The 24561-nt window shown below is 39.2% G+C and carries 17 protein-coding genes; 14 read left to right on the forward strand and 3 right to left on the reverse strand.

Annotation, left to right across the window (positions count from 1 at the left end):
• Positions 1–56: 56 nt before the first annotated feature.
• Both EL101_RS02040 and EL101_RS02045 read right to left on the reverse strand, forming a co-directional pair.
• Positions 57–1445, reverse strand: a complete 1389-nt coding sequence (locus EL101_RS02040; protein WP_096598200.1) for an alanine/glycine:cation symporter family protein — start codon at positions 1443–1445, stop codon at positions 57–59.
• A 1012-nt stretch (positions 1446–2457) separates the two neighbouring features.
• A complete protein-coding gene (locus EL101_RS02045) occupies positions 2458–4413 on the reverse strand; it encodes a fructose-1,6-bisphosphatase (protein ID WP_096598198.1) in 1956 nt (651 codons plus the stop codon).
• A 516-nt stretch (positions 4414–4929) separates the two neighbouring features.
• Here EL101_RS02045 and EL101_RS02050 point away from each other — a divergent pair.
• From EL101_RS02050 to EL101_RS02070, 5 genes are all read left to right on the forward strand, one after another.
• A complete protein-coding gene (locus EL101_RS02050; RefSeq protein WP_096598196.1) occupies positions 4930–6111 on the forward strand; it encodes an MFS transporter in 1182 nt (393 codons plus the stop codon).
• A gap of 240 nt (positions 6112–6351) precedes the next feature.
• Positions 6352–7617 carry a pyruvate MFS transporter gene (locus EL101_RS02055; RefSeq protein ID WP_096598194.1) on the forward strand — a complete coding sequence of 422 codons (1266 nt, stop codon included), beginning with the start codon at positions 6352–6354 and terminating at the stop codon, positions 7615–7617.
• A 279-nt stretch (positions 7618–7896) separates the two neighbouring features.
• Complete coding sequence (srtA, locus tag EL101_RS02060; RefSeq protein WP_096542838.1) at positions 7897–8493, forward strand: class A sortase SrtA; 597 nt, start codon at positions 7897–7899, stop codon at positions 8491–8493.
• A gap of 168 nt (positions 8494–8661) precedes the next feature.
• A complete protein-coding gene (locus EL101_RS02065; RefSeq protein ID WP_096598192.1) occupies positions 8662–9807 on the forward strand; it encodes a glycerate kinase family protein in 1146 nt (381 codons plus the stop codon).
• Between the two features lie 4 nt (positions 9808–9811).
• Positions 9812–10345 carry a hypothetical protein gene (locus EL101_RS02070; protein WP_096598190.1) on the forward strand — a complete coding sequence of 178 codons (534 nt, stop codon included), beginning with the start codon at positions 9812–9814 and terminating at the stop codon, positions 10343–10345.
• Between the two features lie 71 nt (positions 10346–10416).
• Here EL101_RS02070 and scdA read toward each other — a convergent pair whose 3' ends face one another.
• Complete coding sequence (gene scdA, locus EL101_RS02075) at positions 10417–11091, reverse strand: iron-sulfur cluster repair di-iron protein ScdA (RefSeq protein WP_096598188.1); 675 nt, start codon at positions 11089–11091, stop codon at positions 10417–10419.
• Positions 11092–11617: 526 nt separating this feature from the next.
• Between scdA and EL101_RS02080 the strand changes: the two genes are divergently transcribed.
• From EL101_RS02080 to opp4B, 9 genes are all read left to right on the forward strand, one after another.
• Positions 11618–12697 (forward strand): Glu/Leu/Phe/Val family dehydrogenase, encoded by a 1080-nt coding sequence (locus EL101_RS02080; RefSeq protein ID WP_096598186.1) that lies wholly within the window; start codon positions 11618–11620, stop codon positions 12695–12697.
• Between the two features lie 319 nt (positions 12698–13016).
• On the forward strand, positions 13017–14087 hold the full coding sequence (locus EL101_RS02085) for a PTS sugar transporter subunit IIC (protein ID WP_096542830.1): 1071 nt from the start codon (positions 13017–13019) through the stop codon (positions 14085–14087).
• 869 nt (positions 14088–14956) lie between these two features.
• A complete protein-coding gene (pflB, locus tag EL101_RS02090; RefSeq protein ID WP_096598184.1) occupies positions 14957–17206 on the forward strand; it encodes a formate C-acetyltransferase in 2250 nt (749 codons plus the stop codon).
• A 58-nt stretch (positions 17207–17264) separates the two neighbouring features.
• Positions 17265–18026 (forward strand): pyruvate formate-lyase-activating protein, encoded by a 762-nt coding sequence (pflA, locus tag EL101_RS02095; RefSeq protein WP_096598182.1) that lies wholly within the window; start codon positions 17265–17267, stop codon positions 18024–18026.
• Between the two features lie 798 nt (positions 18027–18824).
• Positions 18825–19484 carry an SDR family oxidoreductase gene (locus tag EL101_RS02100; protein WP_096598180.1) on the forward strand — a complete coding sequence of 220 codons (660 nt, stop codon included), beginning with the start codon at positions 18825–18827 and terminating at the stop codon, positions 19482–19484.
• Between the two features lie 283 nt (positions 19485–19767).
• Complete coding sequence (gene opp4A / locus EL101_RS02105; protein WP_096598178.1) at positions 19768–21492, forward strand: oligopeptide ABC transporter substrate-binding protein; 1725 nt, start codon at positions 19768–19770, stop codon at positions 21490–21492.
• 116 nt (positions 21493–21608) lie between these two features.
• Positions 21609–22616: an ABC transporter ATP-binding protein gene (locus EL101_RS02110; protein ID WP_096598176.1), complete on the forward strand. Its 1008-nt coding sequence runs from the start codon at positions 21609–21611 to the stop codon at positions 22614–22616.
• Positions 22613–23602 carry an ABC transporter ATP-binding protein gene (locus EL101_RS02115; RefSeq protein ID WP_096598174.1) on the forward strand — a complete coding sequence of 330 codons (990 nt, stop codon included), beginning with the start codon at positions 22613–22615 and terminating at the stop codon, positions 23600–23602. Before EL101_RS02110 ends, EL101_RS02115 begins: the two co-directional genes overlap by 4 nt.
• Entirely contained in the window at positions 23599–24561 is a 963-nt protein-coding gene (gene opp4B, locus EL101_RS02120) for an oligopeptide ABC transporter permease (RefSeq protein ID WP_096598172.1), read from the forward strand. Before EL101_RS02115 ends, opp4B begins: the two co-directional genes overlap by 4 nt.

Raw genomic sequence — 24561 nt, forward strand, 5'->3', positions numbered from 1 at the left:
ATAAAAAACGATACGACCTATCAAAAATGACAGATCCTATCGTTTCGAAAAGGATTTTATTTAGAATAGTTTTTCGTAGTTGGTTTGAAATAGGATTCAGTTTCTTGCTTAATGACTTTATATAAGAATAAAATACCGATTAAGTTTGGAATCATCATCATCGCGTTAGCCGTATCTGCAAACAGCCACACTGTTTTAAGGTTAGCAATCGTTCCTACAAACGTAGCAATGACATAAATGACACCGTAAAGCATGACATATTTTACACCAAATAAATATTCGAAACATTTCGCACCGTATACGAACCAAGCGATAATGGTAGAAAATCCGAAGAAAATAACCGAAAGTGATACGACATATTCGCCTAAAGTGCCCAAACTTGCGCCGAATGCCATACTTGTCAGTGCACCAGCTTCTAATTTTGGATCATGTGATACACCAGACAATAAACCACCTGTTGGATCCCAATAGCCTGTTACGAGTAAAACAAGACCTGTCATCGTACAAACAATAATTGTCACGATAAATGTACCTGTCATAGCGACAAGTGCTTGTGTTGCTGGATGTCCGGCTTTGGCATTACCAGAAATCAATGCGACCGTACCTAAACCAGCTTCGTTTGAAAAGATCCCTTTAGATACACCATTTTGAATCGCTTGCATGACCATAATGCCAGTAAATCCGCCGGCAGCAGATACCGGTGTGAACGCATATTTAAAAATTAAACCGAATGCCGGTAAAATTTGATCGTAATTAATGATGAGAATTGTCACAGATGCACCGATGTAAAAAATCGCCATCATTGGAACGAAGAACCCTGCCACGTTACTAATCCGTTTCAGCCCACCAAAAATAATGAGTGAGATGAGAATGACTAATACAATCCCAGTGATGAAACCACTCACGTTAAAACTATTCGTCATGACGTCAGCAATCGTATTGGACTGTACACTATTCCCGATACCTAATGCAGCAAAGGCACCGAAAATCGCAAAGGCAATCGCTAAAAATTTGAAACGATGTCCCAATCCTTTTTCTATGTAATACATCGGACCACTTGAATATTCACCTTTATCATTTTGAACGCGGAACTTCATCGCTAACAACGCCTCGGCATATTTCGTTGTCATACCGAGCAAACCCACGACCCACATCCAAAAAATCGCACCAGGACCACCTAAAGTGACAGCTGTCGCAACACCTGCGATATTCCCGTTACCAATCATACCGGCAAGTGACGTCATTAGCGCTTTAAAGTTACTAATGTCACCCTCACTCTCGGCTTCTTTTTTATTAGGAACAAAGGCAAGTTTGAATGCATGAATCAGTTTGGTGAACTGCATGCCTTTCAACACAAAGGTTAAAAACAACCCCGTTCCCGTTAATAAAATGAGACTCGGTGCGCCCCATAATATCGCATTTAATTTTTCTAGGATATTCATCACACTGTACCCCTCCAATATTTGCATCTCTCAAGTAAACGCTTTCACCATTATAATACACATAGATTTGAAATGTAAAATAATACTAAAATCTAATTATTGCTCTTTTAAATTAAATAGATATCAACATCGCAATGCCATTTCCCATAACACGTCGCATGTTACCACATTACACCTTGTTGATTGCGTGCAAGTGATTTAAAAACGCACTCCCAAATTTTACACCTTTCTTTCAAACATTACCACTTTTATTTGAATTTTCATTTCCAAACATTAGAGAAATCAACAGATAGTATTCTTCTTACTCGAAAATATATGAATCATGCAGATGAAAACGAGTGTTATAGGTGAGGGGACATTCCATATTTGGAGAGTTGAATAGTGACTGCAAAAGTGACAGTAGACCTTTTCGCATGCAACCCATAAAAGTGAAGTTGTATGGAAATAGAAGGAGAGAGGTGTGTTTGTTTTGGGATCAAATGAAAGAATGAACGAACGATTCGTTAAAAAAGCTGCCTTATTGAATTGTAAATCATGCGAGACTCTTGAGGGAATGCGTGCATACCGCTGACAGTCGCTTCTTTACTTAACTAGTGGTTACTGTTTATCGCAGTAGCTGTTTGACTTCTCAACGTATACACTTTTGAGAAGTCTAGTCAGCCTTGCGGGGGCAGTACGACGGAATCTTTGTAACACATGAGATTTCTGTACTGCTCCCAAAACCGACAATGAATGGGTGCGCTGGGAATTAATAAACGGTGTTCCAAAAGCAGGATTTTCGACAGAACTCCCGCGATTTCGGCAAAATTTGGAAATCAATTTTGCTCATCGCTCGGTTCTGCTCAAATCCTAAGCGCTTTTGTCACAACCTCCCCTCAGCCCCTAGGAAACGCGAAGCCATGAAGGCAATCTAAAGCCACAAGACATAGGGAGGGCAAGTTTAACAAAAATATCGCATCAATAGCATCAAAAGTTTTCAAGCCCCACCCCCTACTTGTTTTTATTAAACACCACATCACTTCATATAACGATACGACATCAACGCCTTCAACATGTCAATCTCTTTCTGCAACTCGGCCCCGTCATTTGTATCTCGAATTAACTTACGCTCCAACTCTTTATCCACAACACGACGAATAGACAACTCATCTTCACCCGTCTCTAGCAACTTCTCTTTTGAATTAAAATGTTGGTGCGCCACAAGCTGCATACCAAACGAGTTATACAACAACGTGTAGCCCGCGATACCTGTCGTCGATTGATACGCTTTAGAGAAACCACCGTCAATAACAAGCATTTTACCGTTTGCTTTAATAGGATTCTCACCATCGCGCTCTTTCACAGGTGTATGTCCGTTAATAATCCGACCTTGCTCAGGATTCATGTCGAATTCTTCTAACATTTTTCTTACGACGTCTTCGTTTTCACGTAATCGATAGTACGGATTTTTAACTTCTTTATGCGTGCTTTTGTCTTTAATGAAGTAACGCTCAAATGTTGTCATCGCACGTTTACCGAATAATGATGAATATTTACCTGTCCATAAATACCAGACTAAATCCGTTGAAAGATCGTCTTCTACTTCTTTATGTTCATAGGCATAACGGACGTGTTTTTCAAATTCATCAATCAGTTCACGTCCAGTCACGAAATGCCCATCAATGGTCATACCTTCCATTTCACCTTGCTCGTCGATAGGAATGCAGCCATGAATGAGTAAGTTGCCATTGTAACGTAAATATAAGTTTCCTTTTTTCATCAAGAAGTCTACATGACGACGCAATTTTTCAGATTCTTGTACAGATGTGAGTAACTTATCCATCACTTCTTGTTCTTCTTCAAGGAGTGCAGTAGGTTGGCGACGGTCTACAGTTCTAAAACATGTATTTTCAATCGTATGGACTTTGCCGTTCAGTTCGAGAGTATGATCACGATAATTCACACGATCGAGCAATAAACGTTCATTCATTTCAAATTCAGGGCGACGTTTAATAATCGGTCCTTCCAATTTAAATTGAATCATCGCAATTGCTTGATGAATTTTAGTAATCTGTAAAATTTCTGACTCTGATGGATTTTTCTCAGGATGTTTTTTCGGACGAAATGCCTCATTATCATCGTAATACTTTTCGGCTAGCGTTAATAATGGACGCAAGTTAATACCGTAAGCATCTTCAATAATGTCGAGATTGTCGTAACGTGCACAAATGCGGAGTAAGTTCGCGAGGCACACTTTTGAACCAGAGTACGCACCCATCCATAAAACGTCATGGTTCCCCCATTGAATATCGACAGAATGGTAATCAATGAGTGTATCCATAATTTTGTCTGGGTGAGGACCACGGTCGTAAATATCACCAACGACGTGGAGATGGTCTACAACTAATCTTTGTGTCGTATTTGCGAGACTGATAATGAGTTTATCCGCTTGGTTCAATTGGATAATTTGTTTCAGAATCGCATCATAATAATCTTTTTTGTTGTTGAATTGGTTACTTTTATAGAGTAATTCTTCAATGATAAATGTATATTCTGGCGCTAATGATTTACGCAATTTTGAACGTGTATATTTGGAAGAGGTATATTTCACTAATTCTAGTAACCGATTAATCGTTTTTTTATACCATGTGTGACGTTCAGCTTTCGAGTTAAAACCATTTTTAATGCGCCTAATTTTTTCTTCTGGATAGTAGACTAACGCAATCAATTCATTCATTTCTTGGGGATCTAATCGTGATTGGAAAATGTCATGGATCTTTTGTTGTAAATTACCAGATCCATTACGCAACACGTGTTGAAATGCGTGATATTCACCGTGCAAGTCACTGACAAAGTGTTCTGTGCCTTTAGGTAAATCCAAAATCGACTCTAAATGGATAATTTTAGTCGCAACTTTTTCTTCTGAATCGAATTTTTCAGCGATTAAATCTAAATACTGCCTTTTTAACTCTTTTTCTGTTTGAGATGACATATGAATTTCTCCTTTACCCATAAATTGTTCGTTTTTAAATCATCGCAGGGCATGAATGATGATGCTCTTTGTTTAAGGTAACTCAAAATGGATGAACTTGTGTGATAGAGGAAGATCGTCAGTGGGAAATGGTGTTCCGCGTACTTGATGTGCATGAATCAGGAAAGCACACGATCTTGTGTTCAATAGCACGTTCAATGAAAGTTGTACGGCCAGCACAATACGAATCTTTCTCACCCGTCTTCAATCACCATGACAAGCCAAGATGCCCTTATTTATCGAATATGAAGTTGACCTGTGTCTAACCGTTTCAACTCTATTAAACCATATTAAGGATAGAAGTTAAACGAACCTGTTTCTATGTAGGTTGTCTGCAATGAAGCTGCGCAACTTTTTGAATATTATTGATACACTTTGCATTTTGTATGTCATGCCCTTGATTTTATGACCTTGGCGCGATATAATATCAAAGTTATTAGTTAGCTTAGCTTACCAAATTGAGGAAGGGGTATTTGAGTGGAAAATCAAGAGCATCAAGCGTTTATAAAAAATTACATCTTCAACTTTTTAGTCAGTTTTTTTGTTTATTTTGCGATGTATTTACTCATTGTTGTCATCGCACAATACGCCATTCAACGTTATGACGTGTCTACCGGTGTTGCAGGACTGATTACAGGTATTTTTATCGTCGGCGCATTGATCGGACGTTTTGTAGGTGGACGTTACATTCATGAAGTGGGACCTAAACGTTTGTTGATGATTGGATTAGTGTTATTCATCATCACGCAATGTTTTTATTTCATTGAAGGGAGTCTTATCTTTTTATTCGTGACTCGTTTTTTAAATGGGGTGGCGCTTGCGATTGCAACAACTGCGACAGGAACGATTGTGCCGCTCATTGCACCTATTGAACGTCGAGGTGTAGCGATTAGTCTGTTTAGCTTGAGTTTAGTGATAGGTGCCGCGATTGGTCCGTTTTTAGGATTAGATTTAGCAGGGCTTTATCCGACATTCGTTTTATTTACCGTCTGTCTTGTTGTTGCGATTTTAGCGTTCGTCTTTGCATTGTTTTTAAAAGTCAATGTTAAAATGGCTGAACAACAATCTAAGCATCAAGGCTTTCATATTTCACAATTTATTTCAGTACCTGCGATTCCGATTGCGCTTGTTGTCCTCATTTGTGGTTTAGGTTACGCTTCTGTGTTATCATTTTTACAATTGTATGCTGTAGAAATTGATTTATCTGCAGTGGCGAGCTATTATTTTATCTTTTATGCCATCACTTCAGTTTTAACACGTCCATTTGTCGGTCGTATTTTGGATCGCTTCCATGAAAATTGGGTCGCGTATCCTGCTTTAGTGATATTTGGTATAGGTATTTTAATATTAGCGATGGCGCATAGTGGATGGGCATTGTTATTGTCTGGTGCGTTAGTCGGTATTGGTTATGGGAGTATGACGGCTGTCGGTAATATTGTAGCTGTCATAGTATCACGTGCAGATCAAGTCGGTCTTGCAACTTCCACATTTTTCATCGGACTAGATGTTGGTGTTGGTTTTGGTCCAGCGCTACTCGGCATAATTTTACCTGCTATCGGCTATCGTATGATGTATGTAGCGATAGGTGTCATTTTATTGTTATGCATCATTTTATATGCCTTCATTCATGGTCGTCGTCAACCAGAAGTGACGCAATAGTTGTGATGCATAGTAAATAACCAAAAAAATAATAAAGTAGTATTTTAAAAAAACGGCTTAATCTCTTGTAATGATGGAGATTTAAGCCATTTTTGTTAATTAAAGTGTAATTTATTAAATAATTTTCTAAAAACGTTCAAAAAATGTTCAAATTTATATTGTAACCGCTTTCTTCGTGTGGTATATTCATAGAGCTACACAAAAGGTCATCAGATGACCAAATGAAAGAAGGTCAAAATTATGAGTCAAAAGAAAACAAATGTCCGCTGGCTGTTTGCAGGTCTATTTTTCTTAATTGGTGTTATTGCCTATATGGATCGTACAAATATTTCTTACATCGCTGCACCAATGATGGAAGACTTACATCTTACAAAAGGGCAATTCGGACTACTCGGTTCATTTTTTTACTTGGGTTATGCCCTTATGCAAGTTCCATCAGGATTTTTAGCAGAGAAATATGGTCCTAAAAAAATGATTACGATTGCGTTAGTATGGTGGAGTGCTTTTACAATTTTTACAGGTATGATAAAAAATCATGGTTTAATATTCTTTGTCCGTTTTCTATTTGGTGCGGGTGAATCACCAATGTTTCCGTCTAACGCTGTATTCAATACATATTGGTTCAGTAAACATGAAAAAGGGCGTGCTGCGAGTACATTATTGGCAGGTTCTTATTTTGGACCTGTTATTGCACCGATTATCACAATCTCAATTTATAATGCATTGGGTTGGCAAGCTGTATTTTATATTTTCGGTGCAATTGGCTTCTTGATTGCGATATTATGGGTAATTATTGCGAAAGACTTACCTGAACATCATAAAATGGTTAATGAAGCAGAGAAAAGCTTTATTATGGAAAATCGTGACGTAGTAAAAACAAATAAGAGTACGCCCCCATGGGGGACTTTTTTCTCAAGATTTAGCTTTTATGCGATTGCACTACAGTATTTTGTAGTTCAATTTACGATTACATTGTTTTTATATTGGTATCCAACGTACTTAATGGAACAGTTCAACGTTGATCGTGATACAATGAGTAAAATTGCAGGAATTCCTTGGTTAGTCATGTTCGTGTTCATTTTAAGTGGTGGTACGATTTCAGATAAGATTTTGAGCAGTGGTAAGTCACGTTTTGCGGCACGTGGCATTATTGCGATTGCAGGTTTTGTGATGTTTGGCGTGGCGTTAAACTTCGCTATTATTTCAGATTCTTTAGTGAAAAATATTGTCTGGATGTCACTTTGTTTGAGTAGTATTGGTTTAGCGATGGTTATGAGCTGGGCTTCAGCGACAGATTTAGGACGCAACTATTCGGGGACAGTTTCAGGTTGGATGAACTTATGGGGTAATATCGGTGCGGTATTGAGCCCGATTTTTGCAGGGTATCTTGCAGAAATGATTGGTTGGATTCCAACATTACGTTCAATGCTAATTTTAGTGGTTGTTGCGATTGTATTATGGTTCTTCGTAAAACCAGATCATCCTTTAGTTAAAGACGAAGCGTAATATTTAGAAGAGGCTGAGATGTTGAGTATCTCATCCTCTTTTGTTACGTTTTATGAAAAGTTATAATATAAAAAAATCTAATTCTTCTTACTCACGGCCTCTAAGAAAGCGAACCCATCATGGCAATTGTGAAAACTCAGAATGATTATCAATGAAACCTAATTTGTTAAAATCATGTGTTTTAAGATAATCAAAACTTTGTTGGTCTCTTTTTATTTTCAATTTGGGCTTGAGGGGATATAATAAGAGGCATAAAATCATCGTGAAAGAGGTCAGTTGATGCAAAAATTAACACGTGGGCTGGTTCCACTTATGGGTATCGCATTGATTTTAGCAGGCATATATTTAATCTTTAAGCCGAAAATTGATGCATATTTGACGAATAAAGAAAATGAACAAAAAATTGAAGCATATGAAGAAAGTCAACAAAACGCACCATCAAAAGTGCCTGAAATTCCGAAAGACCCGTCGAAAGTCGTGGGGATATTAGAAGTGCCGTCAGTCGGTATAAAAGAAGCTGTGTACCCTGGTCCAGCGACACCTGAACAATTGGAGCGCGGTGTGAGTTTGGCGGAAAAGGATGAATCACTCAAAGACCAAAATATCGCTATTGCCGGACATACAAATTATAGTTTGAACTATCAATTTACAGAGTTACACAAAGCGAAAAAGGGTGCAGAAGTGACTTTTAAAGTGGGCAAGGAAACGCGCAAATATCAAATTACGTCGATTAAAGATGTCGACCCGTATCAAGTGGAAGTGTTGGATGAGATGAAGAAAGATAAAGACCAACTGACACTGATTACTTGTGATGATTACGATGAGAAAACAGGTCAATGGCTGACACGTAAAATTTATGTAGCAGAACGTGTGTAATCGTCAAATGTATATTTAAACTTAAAGGTGATGTCATATCGCATGTGCGAGGCATTGCCTTTTTTTATTTGGCATGTCCATGTTACTGCAAACGATTTCATACTTCTTTTGAATTCTCGTCACCTGCCCTATAATATAAGAAGTACTATAGTTAAGGGAGGATCACTGATGCATATACTCATTGCACCTGACTCATTTAAAGAATCTATGACCGCCATGGAAGCTGCAGCAGCGATTGAACAAGGTTGGCGTAACGTTACGGGTGATACGACAACGTTTCATAAAATTCCTATGGCAGATGGGGGAGAGGGCACGACCCAGTCACTTCACGATGCACTACGAGGTACGTGTCGAACGATTTCGGTTCAAGATCCATTAGGGCGTTCTATTTCAGCGACGTACAGCCTCGCGAATGAAGGACAGACCGCAATCATTGAAATGGCGGCAGCTTCTGGATTAGATTTAGTAATGCTAAATGAACGTAATCCACGTATCACCTCTACGTATGGCACGGGACAATTGTTGTTGGATGCGCTTGAACAAGGGGTGTCACGTATCATTTTAGGGATTGGCGGCAGTGCGACGAATGACGGAGGTGCTGGGTTACTCCAAGCGATAGGGGTTCAACTCTTAGATGCAAAGGGTCAGCCGATTTCTCGTGGCGGTGAAGCTTTGGCCCAATTAAATCACATCGACATGTCGCACATAGATACGAGATTTCAAAATGTGCAACTTGAAATCGCTTGTGATGTTGATAATCCATTGCTCGGTCCGAATGGGGCAACTGCGGTTTATAGTGCGCAAAAGGGGGCAAGTCAAGCAGATCAACTGATATTAGAAGCCGCTTTGTCACATTTTCATACCGTAATTGAACGAGATTTAAAGCGACAAGTGGCCGACATTCCAGGTGCAGGTGCTGCAGGGGGATTAGGTGCAGGCTTGTTAGCATGTCTTCCGGTCGACTTAAAACGTGGCATTGATATTGTCCTCTCGGTGACGCAATTTGACGCGCATGTGAAACGCGCAGACCTTGTCATTACTGGGGAAGGTGCGATTGATGGACAAACAGTGTACGGTAAAACTCCAGTGGGCGTCGCAAAAGCAGCGAAAAAGTATGGAAAGCCTGTGATCGCGGTCGCTGGTAAATTGGGTACAGGGTATGAAGCGGTTGAAAAACACGGGATTGATGCGGTATACAGTATGTCAACAGGGCCGATGTCTCTAGAACAAGCGATCAATGAAGGACCTGTACACTTAAAACAGTGGGCACGACATATGGCAAAATTTTATCAACTGATGAAAGAGAAGAGGTAAACCGATGCAAAAATTTCATTACAAAGAACACTTTTGGGATGTTACGAAAAAAATCATGACGGTCTTTAATGACAAAGACGAACCCGTATATCAATTGAAGTTAGGCCGCGGTCAACAGCGGTTTAAGTTGTCATTACTTTTCAATTATTTATGGCAAGAGTATGAAATTGCAGATGGCGAAAATCATTTTTATTTAACGCGCGATAAAGGTGGATTCAGTTGGTTATTACCGACGTGGCAAGTGTATCACAATGAACAGTATATGGGGCGTTTTCGTGCGAGTTATCTTTTGCCGATACGCTTTTACTATGATACAGCGGAGGGCGACCGTTTTAAGTTTAAATTTCGCTTTTTTACATACAATGCTGAAGTGCGCGATGCATCGGGGCGTGATGTGATGTCTGTGGAGGCGTCGATTTTTAAGTTTAAGCCCGAATACCGTATTGAAATTCATGACAGTATGATTCATCCAGCGCTGTTGATTTTACTCTTCCAAGCAGGACAAGAATTCATTTCAATCGCAAGAAAAAATCACTGAAACAAAAGATGTCTCAGTGATTTCGTATTCAAAAAGGTTGGTGATACCTTCACGTGTGGTCGTGGGTGTCGTCAACCTGTTATTTTAGGAAAGAGCACATGGTTTTCTAAGTGGACATGCGCATGTGTTTCTCGTTCTAAATGTGTAATCCGATCGTAAACGAGTCGCCAAGTCCCACATGCTTCAGCTGGCGGTTGAAAATCATGCGTCAATTCACGCATCTGTTGAAGTAATGCGCCCGCCTCATCATGATCATCAACGAGCGATTGAATGACGGCATCTATATCTTCAACAGCTTCACCATTGGCAGAACGCACCAATTTAGGAAAAGCATTTTGGTCTTCTTCATCTGTATGTGTCAACATTGCTGATTTAAATGCATCAAATGTTGATTTTAATGTCACTAAATTCGGATGGTTTGGACCATGCACACGTGAGAGTTTTGTCACATATGGTGTCAGCTGCTTGAACTCTTCTCTTAATGTGTCGTGATAGCGCGCTTGAATATATTGAATTAAAGAAGGAACGGATAAATATTGTGGTTGCATCCCTTCACCTTGGTGTTGACTTGCATCTTCTAATTCTTGAAGAAGTGGTGTGAGTGATAGCTTAGGATGGTTTGAAACAGCTTCTTCAAGAGAGATTTGTCCACCACAGCAAAAATCGATGCCATGTTTGCGGAAAACGTCTGCTGTTTTAGGATAGTGTGTAACGATATCGGCAACTTTATCTTGGGTAGCGATCATACTAAAACTTCCTTTCGTCTTGTAATACCTTCATTATATTGAAAATGTGAAAAAATGAACATTAGGGAAAAGGAGGTGTTTACTTCAAAAAATGGATATATTTGACGTGATGATCTCCTTAGTTCAAAAATTTTAGAATTGCAAATAACGGAAAAGTACACAGGTCACCTTTTTACAGAGACCCAGCGCAATGCAAGAGGATAGAAACTTTAATGACACTGGTAAAATAGGGGTTTGTGTCAATGAAAGGAAAAACGAGCATCGCTACATAAATTTTAATTTTAAAAATATCTCAAAAAAGCAAATGTGTAAGGATACAAAAATTTTTGAATGTGCTATAATATAGAATTGGAACCGCTTACGCCATTGTGTTGCATTTGCTGAAGGGGTCAAAAAATAGCAAATATGATATATTGGATAATGTGGAGTGGGACGGATATCTCACTTAATTGAATAGATAAGACGTTCCATTCTGATAATATGTGGTTTCATGACGGGAAATGTGAAACACAAAGGAGGAATGGCAATGATTTTCGAAAAGATGGCACAAGCTGATTACGAGCAGTTAGTTTTTTGCCACGACGAAACAACAGGTTTAAAAGCAATTATTTGTATTCATGACACAACTTTAGGTCCAGCGTTAGGAGGTTGTCGCTTCTGGAATTACGAAAGTGAAGAAGATGCGATTGTCGACGTGATGCGCTTGGCTAAAGGAATGACATATAAAAATGCAACTGCCGGCCTTAATTTAGGTGGCGCAAAAACTGTTGTCATCGGTGATCCGAAAACAGATAAATCTGAAGCATTCTTTAGAGCACTCGGTCGTTACATCCATAGTTTAGATGGCCGTTACATTACTGCCGAAGATGTAGGAACTACGGTAGAAGATATGGATTTCATTCGTTTAGAAACACCATATGTGACAGGTGTCAGTGAGTCTTACGGTTCAAGTGGTAACCCAAGTCCGATGACGGCATTAGGTGTTTATTATGCGATGAAGCGTACGGCAAAAGAAGCGTTTGGCTCTGACAGTTTAGACGGGAAAACTGTTGCTGTACAAGGTGTAGGTAACGTTGCCTATCATATGTGTAAATACTTACATGAAGAAGGCGCGAAACTCATCGTGACTGATATCAATGAAGAAGCCGTGCAACGTGCAGTGAATGACTTTAATGCAGAAGCGGTAGGAATTAACGATATCTATCAAGTTGACGCTGACATTTTTGCGCCATGTGCACTGGGTGGTATTTTAAACGATAAAACGATTCCAGAGTTAAAAGTGAAAATGGTTTGCGGTAGTGCCAACAACCAATTGCTAGAAGATGACAAGCACGGTCAAATGTTAAAAGAACGCGGCATTATTTATGCACCTGACTTTGTTGTGAACAGCGGTGGTGTCATCAACGTAGCAGACGAGTTGTACGGTCAATACAATCGTGAACGTGCTGAAAAGAAAGTGAAAAACATTTACGAGCAAATGGACAAAATTTTCACGATCTCAAAAGAAGAAGGTATTTTACCATTACAAGCAGCGGAACATCTTGCAGAATCACGAATTGATACGATGATGCGTGTACATAGTAAATATTCAGCAACTCAAAAATAATCATACAAGCATAACAAGAGGCAGGGAAACTTTAATGTGTCCTTGTCTCTTCTTTTTGCGTGGAAAATGAATGATGTGTGGGATAAACGACAAGTTAAAATAAAATGAAGTGGGATTGAATTAAGTCACATTAAATTGCGAATATTTTAAAAAATGGTATTGATAAATGATCTTTGTTCAGTTACGCTATCACTATTGTGGTACGAAGCGCATTTGAAGGGGGACAGAAAAAGTGGAAAAGTAGAATGAACGTCGTACCTCGAAAACCATTTGAAGTTCATTGATTCAAATGTAATTCAACAGTGAGGTGGTAAAGGAAATGGAAGCAGCAGAGCAGAGAATGACATTTAAAACATTTATGTTCAAAGTATTAAATGGTTTAGCCATCGCAATTATTGCTGGGCTTATTCCGAATGCAGTGTTAGGTGGATTGTTTAAATACTTAAGTCAATACGCTGATATTTTCGCAACGATGAATCAAGTTGTCTTAGGGGTACAATTTGCGCTACCGATTATGGTCGGTGTCCTCATCGCGTTACAATTCAATTTAAATCCAATGGCAACAGCGTTAGTGGGCGCAGCAGCGTTTGTAGGTTCAGGGGCCGCTAAAGTGACGCCGGCTGGTTGGCAATTGGTCGGTATTGGTGATTTAATCAATACAATGATTACGGCATCTATTGCAGTGCTCATTGTATTATGGTTGGGTAATCGCTTAGGCAGTTTGAACGTAATTTTATTACCGATTATCGTAGGCGGTGGCGCTGGATTGATTGGTGTTTGGACATTACCTTATGTCAGCAAGATTACATTAGCTATCGGTAGTTTAGTGAATACATTTACGACGTTACAACCCGTGTTGATGGGCGTTTTGATTGCAGTCTTATTTTCATTCATTATTGTTTCCCCAATTTCAACAATCGGCGTTGGCTTAGCGATTGGTATTTCAGGTTTAGCAGCAGGATCAGCAGCGATTGGTGTTGCCGTTGCAGCTGTCGTTCTGTTCATCGGGACATTACGTGTGAATAAAATTGGTGTCCCAATTGCGATTTTACTAGGTGGTATGAAAATGATGATTCCTAACGTTATTCGCTATCCTATTATACTCTTACCGATCGGCATTACAGCAGCCGTAACAGGGGCAGCAGGTGCGTTGCTCGGTATTTCAGGTGTGAAAGAAACAGCGGGATTCGGTATTGTCGGCTTAGTCGGTCCAATTAAAGCGTTAGAATTAATGGATGGCAACGGTATGACCAACTTACTGATTGTCCTTGCGGTATTTTTCGTCATTCCGTTAGTTGTCGGTTTTATTGTCGATTACATTTTGTGGAAAGTTTTAAAATTGTATGACTCTGAGATCTATCGTTTTACTGCAACAGAAGATAATAAATAAAGTTATTGAAAGTGGAGCTGGGAAATTAAGATTCCTCAGCTCCTTTACTATATTTTGTTGTGTATACCAAGGGATGGGGCTTGAAAACTTTTGATGCTATTGATGCAATATTTTTGTTAAACTTGCCCTCCCTATGTCTTGTGGCTTTAGATTGCCTTCATGGCTTCGCGTTCCTAGGGGCTGGCCCTTCAACTAAATTCGGCTTGATTGAAATGAACACTTGATCGATGCCGAATTGGATTTTGGGAGCAGTACAGAAATCTCATGTGTAACAAAGATTTCGTCGTACTGCCCCCGCAAGGCTGACTAGACTTCTCAAAAGTGTATACGTTGAGAAGTCAGACAGCTACTGCGATAAACAGCAACCACTATTAAAGTAAAGAAGCGACCGTCAGCAGTATGCACGCATTCCCTCAGGAGTCTCAGCCTTCTGGGCAATCTTATATTAAACACAGCGAAACTGAGGGCAAGTTTATGAAATCAATAAATCAATAGCATCAATGTTTTATCCATTCATCCTCATTTTCCAACTACTTTAAAATCATTTAATCAGTCAAAAATATATGAATGGATTGAGACTTGAAATTTTTATGTCCCGTCCCCGCTTTTTAATTTTGGGGTGTAAACCTTTAGAAAACATAAGCATTTACGCCTTGATACCGACCAATCAAGTTACCTGAAAATGTATAAAAATAGTTACACAACAAAAAAGTTCTTTTTGAAATTTTTATAGATTGTGACAAAATATTATACAAAATAAAGCGAAATCATGACATTTTATAAAACGCTTTCAATTTTAAGTGATTGTATTCACAATTCTTGGTATACTACTTGTGAAATGATGAACAAACCTAATTGGAGGTAAAGATATGATTAAAGACACTCAAACTACACATAATGCATGGGAAGGTTTTAAAACTGGACGTTGGACACGCCATGTGGACGTTCGTGAATTCATACAATTAAACTTCACAGGTTATCAAGGCGACGACAGTTTTTTAGCCGGTCCAACTGAAGCAACGACGAAATTGTGGGATCAAGTGATGGCGTTATCGAAAGAAGAGCGTGAACGTGGTGGTATTTGGGATATGGATACAAAAGTGCCATCAACTATTTTATCTCATGATGCAGGTTACTTGGATGAATCATTAGAACAAATTGTTGGTGTGCAAACAGACAAACCATTCAAACGTTCGATGCAACCATTTGGCGGTATCCGTATGGCAAAAGCAGCATGTGAAGCGTACGGTTATGAATTAGATAAAGAAACAGAACACATTTTTACAGAGTATCGTAAAACACATAACCAAGGTGTATTCGATGCGTATTCAAAAGAAATGTTAGCATGTCGTAAAGCAGGGATTATTACAGGTTTACCAGATGCTTATGGCCGTGGTCGTATTATTGGAGATTATCGTCGTGTCGCATTATACGGTGTTGATTTCTTAATGGCAGAAAAACAAAAAGACTTCAATGACTTATCATCAACAATGACTGAAGATGTGATTCGTTTACGCGAAGAAGTGTCAGAGCAATATCGTTCATTAAACGAATTAAAACAACTTGGTGAACGTTACGGATTTGATTTAAGTCGTCCAGCTGAAAACTTTAAAGAAGCGGTACAATGGTTATACCTTGCTTATCTTGCTGCAATTAAAGAACAAAACGGAGCCGCAATGAGTCTAGGACGTACATCTACATTCTTAGACATTTATGCAGAACGTGACTTACAAGCAGGTACGATTACTGAAACAGAAGTACAAGAAATCATTGACCACTTCATCATGAAATTACGTTTAGTAAAATTTGCGCGTACACCTGACTACAATGCATTATTCTCAGGTGACCCGACTTGGGTAACAGAATCTATCGGTGGTGTGGGGATTGACGGACGCTCAATGGTAACGAAAAACTCATTCCGTTTCTTACATTCACTCGACAACTTAGGACCAGCACCAGAACCAAACTTGACAGTATTATGGTCAACACGTTTACCTGAAAACTTCAAACGCTACTGTACGAAAATGAGTATTAAAACAAGCTCAATTCAGTACGAAAATGATGACTTAATGCGTGAAAGCTACGGTGACGATTATGGTATTGCATGTTGTGTGTCTGCAATGCGTATCGGTAAACAAATGCAATTCTTCGGTGCACGTGCCAACTTAGCGAAGACATTATTGTATGCGATCAATGGTGGTAAAGACGAAAAATCAGGTGCTCAAGTTGCGCCAAACTTCGCTCCAATTCAATCTGAAATTTTAGATTACGATGAAGTGTACCGTCAATTTGATGAAATGATGGAATGGCTAGCAGGGGTTTACATCAACTCATTAAATGTCATTCACTACATGCACGATAAATACAGCTATGAACGTATCGAAATGGCACTTCATGATACAGATGTGCACCGTACAATGGCAACAGGTATTGCAGGTTTATCAGTTGCAGCGGACTCACTTTCTGCCATTAAATATGGTCAAGTTCGCACAATTCGCGATGAAAACGGACTCGTAGTTGACTTTGAAACAACAGGCGATTATCCAAAGTATGGTAACAACGATCCACGTGTAGACGACATCGCAGTGCAGTTAGTTGAAAGCTTCATGAAAAAATTACGTAAACATCAAACGTACCGTGACTCTGAACATACGATGAGTGTACTCACAATCACATCAAATGTTGTTTACGGTAAGAAAACAGGTAACACACCAGACGGACGTAAAGCAGGCGAACCATTTGCGCCAGGTGCGAACCCAATGCACGGACGCGATGATCACGGTGCACTGGCATCATTATCATCAGTATCAAAATTACCTTATGACTGCTGTAAAGACGGTATTTCTAACACATTTAGTATCGTACCAAAATCATTAGGTAAAGAAGAAGCAACACAAGAACAAAACTTAGTCAGCATTTTAGATGGCTATGCATTACAACACGGTCATCACTTGAACATCAATGTCTTTAACAGAGAAACATTACTTGATGCTATGGAACACCCAGAAGAATACCCACAACTCACAGTACGTGTATCAGGTTATGCAGTAAACTTTATTAAATTAACACGCGAGCAACAACTCGACGTTATTTCTCGTACATTCCACGAATCTATGTAACGAGTCAGCAACACAACACTAACAGTCTTAATTTGACATGATTAAATGGGGGAGAACGATGATTAAAGGACACATTCATTCAATAGAAAGCTTAGGTACAGTCGATGGCCCAGGCTTACGCTACATTATCTTTACACAAGGTTGCTTACTGAGATGTCTTTATTGCCATAATCCAGATACTTGGAAAGTCAATGAGCCCTCTCGTACAGCAACAGCAGATGAACTCGTGAATGAAATTGTTCCGTATCTCCCTTACTTTCAGGCATCAGGAGGGGGCGTCACGATCAGTGGTGGTGAACCTCTCTTGCAAATGCCGTTTATCGAAGAACTGTTTGAAAAGCTTCACGCACAAGGGATTCATACGTGTATCGATACCTCACTTGGCTGTGCAAACGATACGGAAGCTTTTAAGAAACATTTCGATCAAGTGTTAGCACATACAGACTTATTGATGGTGGACATTAAGCATATCGATAATGAAAAGCATCAACAATTAACCGGAAAACCTAATACTCATATACTCAAATATATTCAATATTTAGCAGACAAAGGCCAACCGATATGGATTCGCCATGTGCTCGTACCAGGTCTTACCGACGCCCCCGAAGACTTGAAAGCACTTGGCACATTTATCAACCAACTTGGCAACGTTGAGAAATTTGAAATCTTACCTTATCACCAACTCGGTGTGCACAAATGGGAGGCCTTAGGTGTACCGTATGCATTGAATGATGTTGAACCCCCGACAGATGAAGATGTAGAACGTGCATATGCATACGTCGGCTTTACAGGTGTAACCCCTCTGACACCTGTAAGCTAAATAATAAAAAATGACATGATTCTATTTTCGCTATGAATAACTTTTTGACTTTAAATGATATTGAAGAGATGGCTGGGATGCGATGTGATGTTGCGTCTCAGCTTTTTGGGTTGTTTTGGGAATATGCTGTAGTATTTGATTTTGAAAAGGTGTCCATCAGCCGATTGCAAGAACCGTGCTGCGCTTTCCCAGGGGACTTGCCTCAACTAAATTTGGTTTGATTGAAGTGTAAACTGAATGGAAGCCAAATTGGATTTTCGGGAGCAGTACAGAAATCTCATGTGTCTCAAAGATTTCGTCGTACTGCCCCCGCAAGGCTGACTAGACTTCTCAAAAGCATCAGTATTGAGAAGTCAGACAGCTACTGCGTTAAACAGTAACCACTATTAGAGTAAAGAAGTAACTGTTAGTAATATGCACGTATCCCTCGGGAGTCTTGCAAGGTTCTTGCAATCTGAGGTATGGCGAGGGATATTGTTGAAAGTACAAAAATAAGAATAGCAAGATATGTCCAACACAGTCAATGCGCATCACTCTGGATTCTTTTGTCAGAGGTGATGGGAAGTCACTCAGTCCTATGTGGATGTGTCGATACAAAAGTGTAACTAAACATAAAGCGTGAGAAGTTGAGGACGTCAATGTTAATTGCATCGAGCCAGTTCAATGTCATTTAAAAGTGATTCAAAGTGAAAATGACGTTAGTAAAAGTATGGTGTGCAACTATATGGTGTTTTGAAAGTGAGATAAAGGGAATTACAATGATTAATCACGTATGAAAGAGAAAGAGGAGGATGTTGGATGACACGAACATTAATTTTAGGTGCGAACGGTGGCGTAGGACAACATCTTGTGAAGCAAATGCGCGCACAAGGTGAAGATTTTACTGCGGCTGTGAGAAAAGAAGAACAACAGCAAGCGTTAGCATCACAAGGCATTTCTGCAACATTGATTGATTTAGAAACAGCAACGATTGACGCTTTAACAGAAGCCTTTCTCCCTTATGATCAAGTCATTTTTTCAGTCGGTTCTGGCGGAAGCACAGGTGCAGACAAAACAATCATTGTAGATTTAGATGGCGCGGTCAAAGCGATTAAAGCGAGTGAAGCAGCGAACATTGAGCACTTCATTATGGTGTCTACGTATGACGCTCGTCGTGAAGCATTTGACGCAAGTGGTGACTTGAAACCATATACGATTGCGAAACATTATGCCGATGATTATTTAAGACATAGCCGATTAACCGCGACTATTGTGCATCCGGGTGCATTGACAAACGATCAAGGAACAGGAAAAGTGAAAGTAGCAAAATTATTTACGCAACCAGATCTCCGTCAAATTCCGCGTGAAGATGTGGCAGCTGTCTTGTATGAAGTGGCTACTAATACGGAACATCAAGGAAAAGAGTTTCAAGTGCTGACGGGAGATACGGCGATTTCGACTGCCCTTGCTTCTCTATAAAATTTAGAAATATTAATGGTTCAAAGATATGTGAGTAGGCTATCAATTTGAGTGCCTCCCTCACATATCTTTTTTTGCTTTTATCTTTTACGCCTCTCAGCATTTGCATATGATCAAGTCTTATTCAAATGTGACACTCTTTCTCTTATGATGAAATTAAAAAAGTGTGACAGATTCTAATTTTAAAAGAAACTAGATTATGTTGTAAATTTAGTTGTTGACAAAGTATTCAGAAAAATATAATAATGAAATAAATAAGTACATCAATGAAGGAGGAACATGGATGAATAAGACTTGGCGTTACGCGTTGATATTAGTGTTAGTTGTCACTCTTGTTTTATCAGCATGTGGAAAAAATAACTCGCAAACTTCGAGCAATGATCATAGCAAAACTGAAAAAAGTAATGCGAAAGGAGGAACTTTAAATGTAGCGCTTCCAGAAGCAGCAGATGGTAGTTTCCAAAGCATATTTTCAAGTTCGAAAATCGATTCTGATGTTATAGCTTATTTTAATGATGACCTTACAGAGACAGATGAGCATCTGAATATGAAACCGAAAATTTTATCATGGGAAAAAAGTAAAGATGATGATTTAACCTATACATTTAAAGTGAAAAAAGGTATCAAATGGCAAGATGGTAATCCATTCACTATTAATGACTGGATTTTCACTTTAGAAACAATTGCAGATCCAGACTATGATGGGCCACGTTATAGTGGTGCTGAAGTGATTAAAGGTGCAGAAGAAAAGCATAAAGGACAAGCGAAAACAATTAGCGGTCTTAAAAAGATTGATGATTATACTGCGAAATTGACGTTTAAAGCACATAAAGCGAACAACTTGCTTAAATTATGGACGTCATCAGTTATTAGTGAAAAAATCTTTAAAGATATTCCGATTAAAGATATGGCGAAGTCTGACGCTGTTCGTAAACATCCAATCGGTATCGGACCATTCATCGTGAAAAATATTGTCGATGGCGAATCTGTAGAACTTGTAAAAAATAAAGACTACTGGCAAGGTGAACCGAACATTGACAAGGTGAACATACGTGTCGTTGAACAAACAGCCTTAGCACAAGCGCTTGAAAAAGGCGATATCGATTTGGCAGAAGTGACTGGCCCTATCGCTAAAGAAATAAAAGATCGTAAAGCAGAAAATGTGAAGGTGTTAGAAGCACCGTCTACTTCTTACGCGATTATCGGCTTTGTATTAAATGATTATGATAGAAAAGCTGAAAAAATCGGTGCTCCACGTCCTAAATATCAAGATAAGCGTTTACGTCAAGCGATGGCTTATGCGATTAACCGTAAAGAATGGAATGACGCTTTCTTCTATGGTTATGCGAAGCCACTCATTGGTCTTATTCCATCTGAGCATTGGAGCGGTGCGAAAAAAGGTGAAGTAAAAGAATACGAATATAACGTAGAGAAAGCGAAAAAATTATTAGACGAAGCGGGTTATAAAGATAAAGATGGTGATGGCTTCCGTGAAGATCCGAATGGTAAACCTTTCGTAATCAAGTTAAATCACTATTCAGGCTCTAACCCGACGTTTGAGCCACGGACAGCAGCACTCAAAGGCTACTGGGAAAAAGTCGGCCTTAAAACAAAAGTTGAAATGGAAGAGTTCGGTAAATACAATAAGGACTTAGAAAATGGCTCAAAAGATATGGAAGTGTATTTCCGAAGTTGGCAACAAGGTTCTGATCCTGATCCATCAGATTTATACAAATCGACAGCACTATGGAATGAATCACGCTACAATAACCCGAAAGCTGACAAACTGTTAGATGAAGCAATCGACAGTAAAATCGTTGGTGATGATAATGATAAACGTCGTAAAAAATATATTGAATGGCAAAAAATTATGGCTGAAGATCTTCCAGTTATTCCTCTTACGGAATTAATAGAAACAACAGCGGTGAGCAATAGACTGAAAAACTTTGAAGTTTCATTAAAAGGTTATAACCCAATCTATCAATGGTCAGTTGAAGATAAAAAATAATAGCACATAAACGGAGAAAGGGAATGATGACAGAACTGTCTCTTCCCTTTTTTTAATGGATTGATTATGGATAAAATTAGATTTCTAAATGAATGAACAGGAAAAGGGGTGCGCTTATGAACAAGAATAACGTATTAGAAATCAACCATTTAACGACTACTTTTGATATTGAAGGGCAAGATTACGCTGCCATTTCGAATATTAATTTAACCGTTAAACAAGGTGAAGTGATGGGGATTGTAGGTGAATCTGGATCAGGTAAGTCTGTGCTCAGTCTATCAGTATTAAAGCTCTTACCGGAAAAAATCGCCAACATCGCGTCTGGAGAGATTATTTATCAAGGACAACGGATTGACGACTATGGCAGAGAACAAATGAATCAAATACGGGGCAAAGAGATTGCGATGATTTTTCAAGAGCCGATGACTTCTCTAAATCCAGTATTTACGATCGGTAATCAATTAAGGGAAATGTTAATGCTACATTTAAAATTGTCGAAAACGGAAGCAAAAGAAAAAGCGATTTCATTGTTGAAGCAAGTAGGGATTCCACGGGCTGAAAAAGTTGTGGATGAATATCCCCATCAATTATCGGGTGGGATGCGTCAACGTGTCATGATTGCGATGGCGATTTCATGTTCACCGCAATTGCTTATTGCAGATGAGCCGACGACTGCCCTGGATGTGACGGTACAAGCTCAAATTCTCGATTTATTGAAACGAATTCAAGAAGAGACGGCCATGAGCGTCATCTTTATTTCACATGATTTAGGCGTTATTTCTGAAATTTGTGATCGTGTCGCTGTCATGTATGCAGGTGAAATCGTTGAAACAGCTAACGTGACGTCGATTTTTAATCAACCGAAGCATCCGTACACACAATTATTGTTAAAAGCGATTCCTAGACTGGATGTTAAACAGGATAAACTAGAGACGATTCAAGGGTCGGTACCGAGTATAGATGCGTTTCCGAAAGTAGGATGTCGTTTTGCGAACCGGTGTCCGCATGCGATGACAGTTTGTACATTAAAAGATACTGAACTTCAAAATATTGACGCTCATCATCAAGTGAAATGTCATCTCTATACGCAAGATGAGGCATTGAAGGAGGCGAATATCTCATGACAGAATCCTATGTTTTAGAAGTGAAAAATTTAAAACAGTATTATCCGATTAAGGCAGGGGTCTTCCAAAGGAAAGTAGGCGAAGTGAAAGCAGTGGATGATATTTCGTTCAAGATTAAAAAGGGTCAGACGGTTGGCCTTGTAGGGGAATCAGGTTGTGGGAAGTCTTCAGCCGGGCGTACTATTTTATGTCTACAAAAAGCGACAGCGGGCGAAATTGTATTTTGTGGGCAAGATTTGACGAAATTAAAAGGCAAGGCGTTACGTGAGGCGCGTAAAGGTTTTCAAATGGTATTTCAAGATCCATATGCGTCATTGAACCCAATGCAAATGATTGGAGACATTGTGGGAGAGCCGATTCGTAATTATTACAATAAAAAACAAAAAGAGATTGAAGATGAAGTGAAAGATTTGTTGAAACGTGTCGGTTTGAATGAACGAGATTACTACAAATATGCACACGAATTTTCAGGCGGGCAACGTCAACGTGTCGGGATTGCGCGTGCATTAGCATTAAAGCCGAAATTGATTATCGCGGATGAACCGGTGAGTGCGCTCGATGTCTCGGTACAATCTCAGGTGTTGAACATTATGGATGAATTACAAGAAGAAATGGGGTTGAGTTATTTATTTATTGCCCATGACTTAAGTGTGGTAAAACATGTGAGTGACTATATTTGCGTGATGTATTTAGGGCATATTTTAGAACAAGGACCAGCTGATGCAATTTACGAGAATCCGCAACATCCGTATACACAATCACTTATTTCAGCGATTCCGGATATTAATCCATCACAGCGTAAGAAGCGCATTTTATTAGAAGGAGATTTACCATCACCAAGCAACCCACCAGTGGGGTGTCCATTTCATACGCGTTGTCCGGTAGCTGAGGCGCGATGTGCACAACAAAAACCACAAGCAATCGAGGTCGGCAAAGAACATTATGCGTCATGCTTATTACTTGAAGAGGGAGAGGTGAAACTATGATCAGCTTAATCATTCGTCGTTTATTACTCATGATACCGATGTTGTTGTTGATGTCTGTTGTCATTTTTACCATTGCGAAATTGCAACCTGGAGACGCATTCACAGGTAATATGGATCCAAAACTTGGGGCAAAATATTATGAAGAGCAACGTGAAAAACTAGGCTTAAATGATCCGATCCCAATGCAATATATGAAATGGGGCAATCGCGTGCTTCACGGTGAGTTGGGTGATTCGATTCGCTACAAACGACCGGTGATGGATTTAATTAAAGAACGTATGCCGAACACAGTTTTGTTAGGGACAGTCAGCTTGATCATTACGTATTTACTTGCTTTTCCACTCGGTATTCTTGCTGGTAGAAAGCCGTATAGTCTCTATGATTATAGTATTCAATTGCTCAATTATTTAATGCTCGCCATTCCATCGTTTGTTGCAGGGGTTTTTGCAATCTATGTGTTTGCGTTTCAAATTGGGATTTTTCCATTTTCAGGTTCCGTTGAAATCGGTCTCGAACCCGGATCTTTCGAATATTATGTCAGCAAGTTGTATCACGTCATATTACCTGGGACTGTACTTGGATTACTGTCAACAGCCGGCTATATTCAATTTTTACGTAACGATATTATCGAAAATGCCCGTAGAGACTATATTCGTACAGCACGAGCAAAGGGGTTATCTGAGTCTAAAATCTATAACAAACATATTTTACGAAACTCAATTATTCCTATCGTGACATTTTTCGGCGCAGATGTATTATCAGTATTCGGAGGTGCAGTCATTACAGAAAGTATTTTTTCATTCCCTGGTATCGGTAAATTACTCATTGAATCTATCACAGGTAAAGATTATCCATTAATGATGGCACTTCTGTTATTCTTTTCATTCTTAGGATTACTCGCCAATCTCATTTCGGACATTACGTACAGTATTGTTGACCCAAGAATTAAGAGTAACTAG

Origin of the sequence: Staphylococcus delphini (assembly GCF_900636325.1) — a bacterium.
Lineage (GTDB): Bacteria > Bacillota > Bacilli > Staphylococcales > Staphylococcaceae > Staphylococcus > Staphylococcus delphini.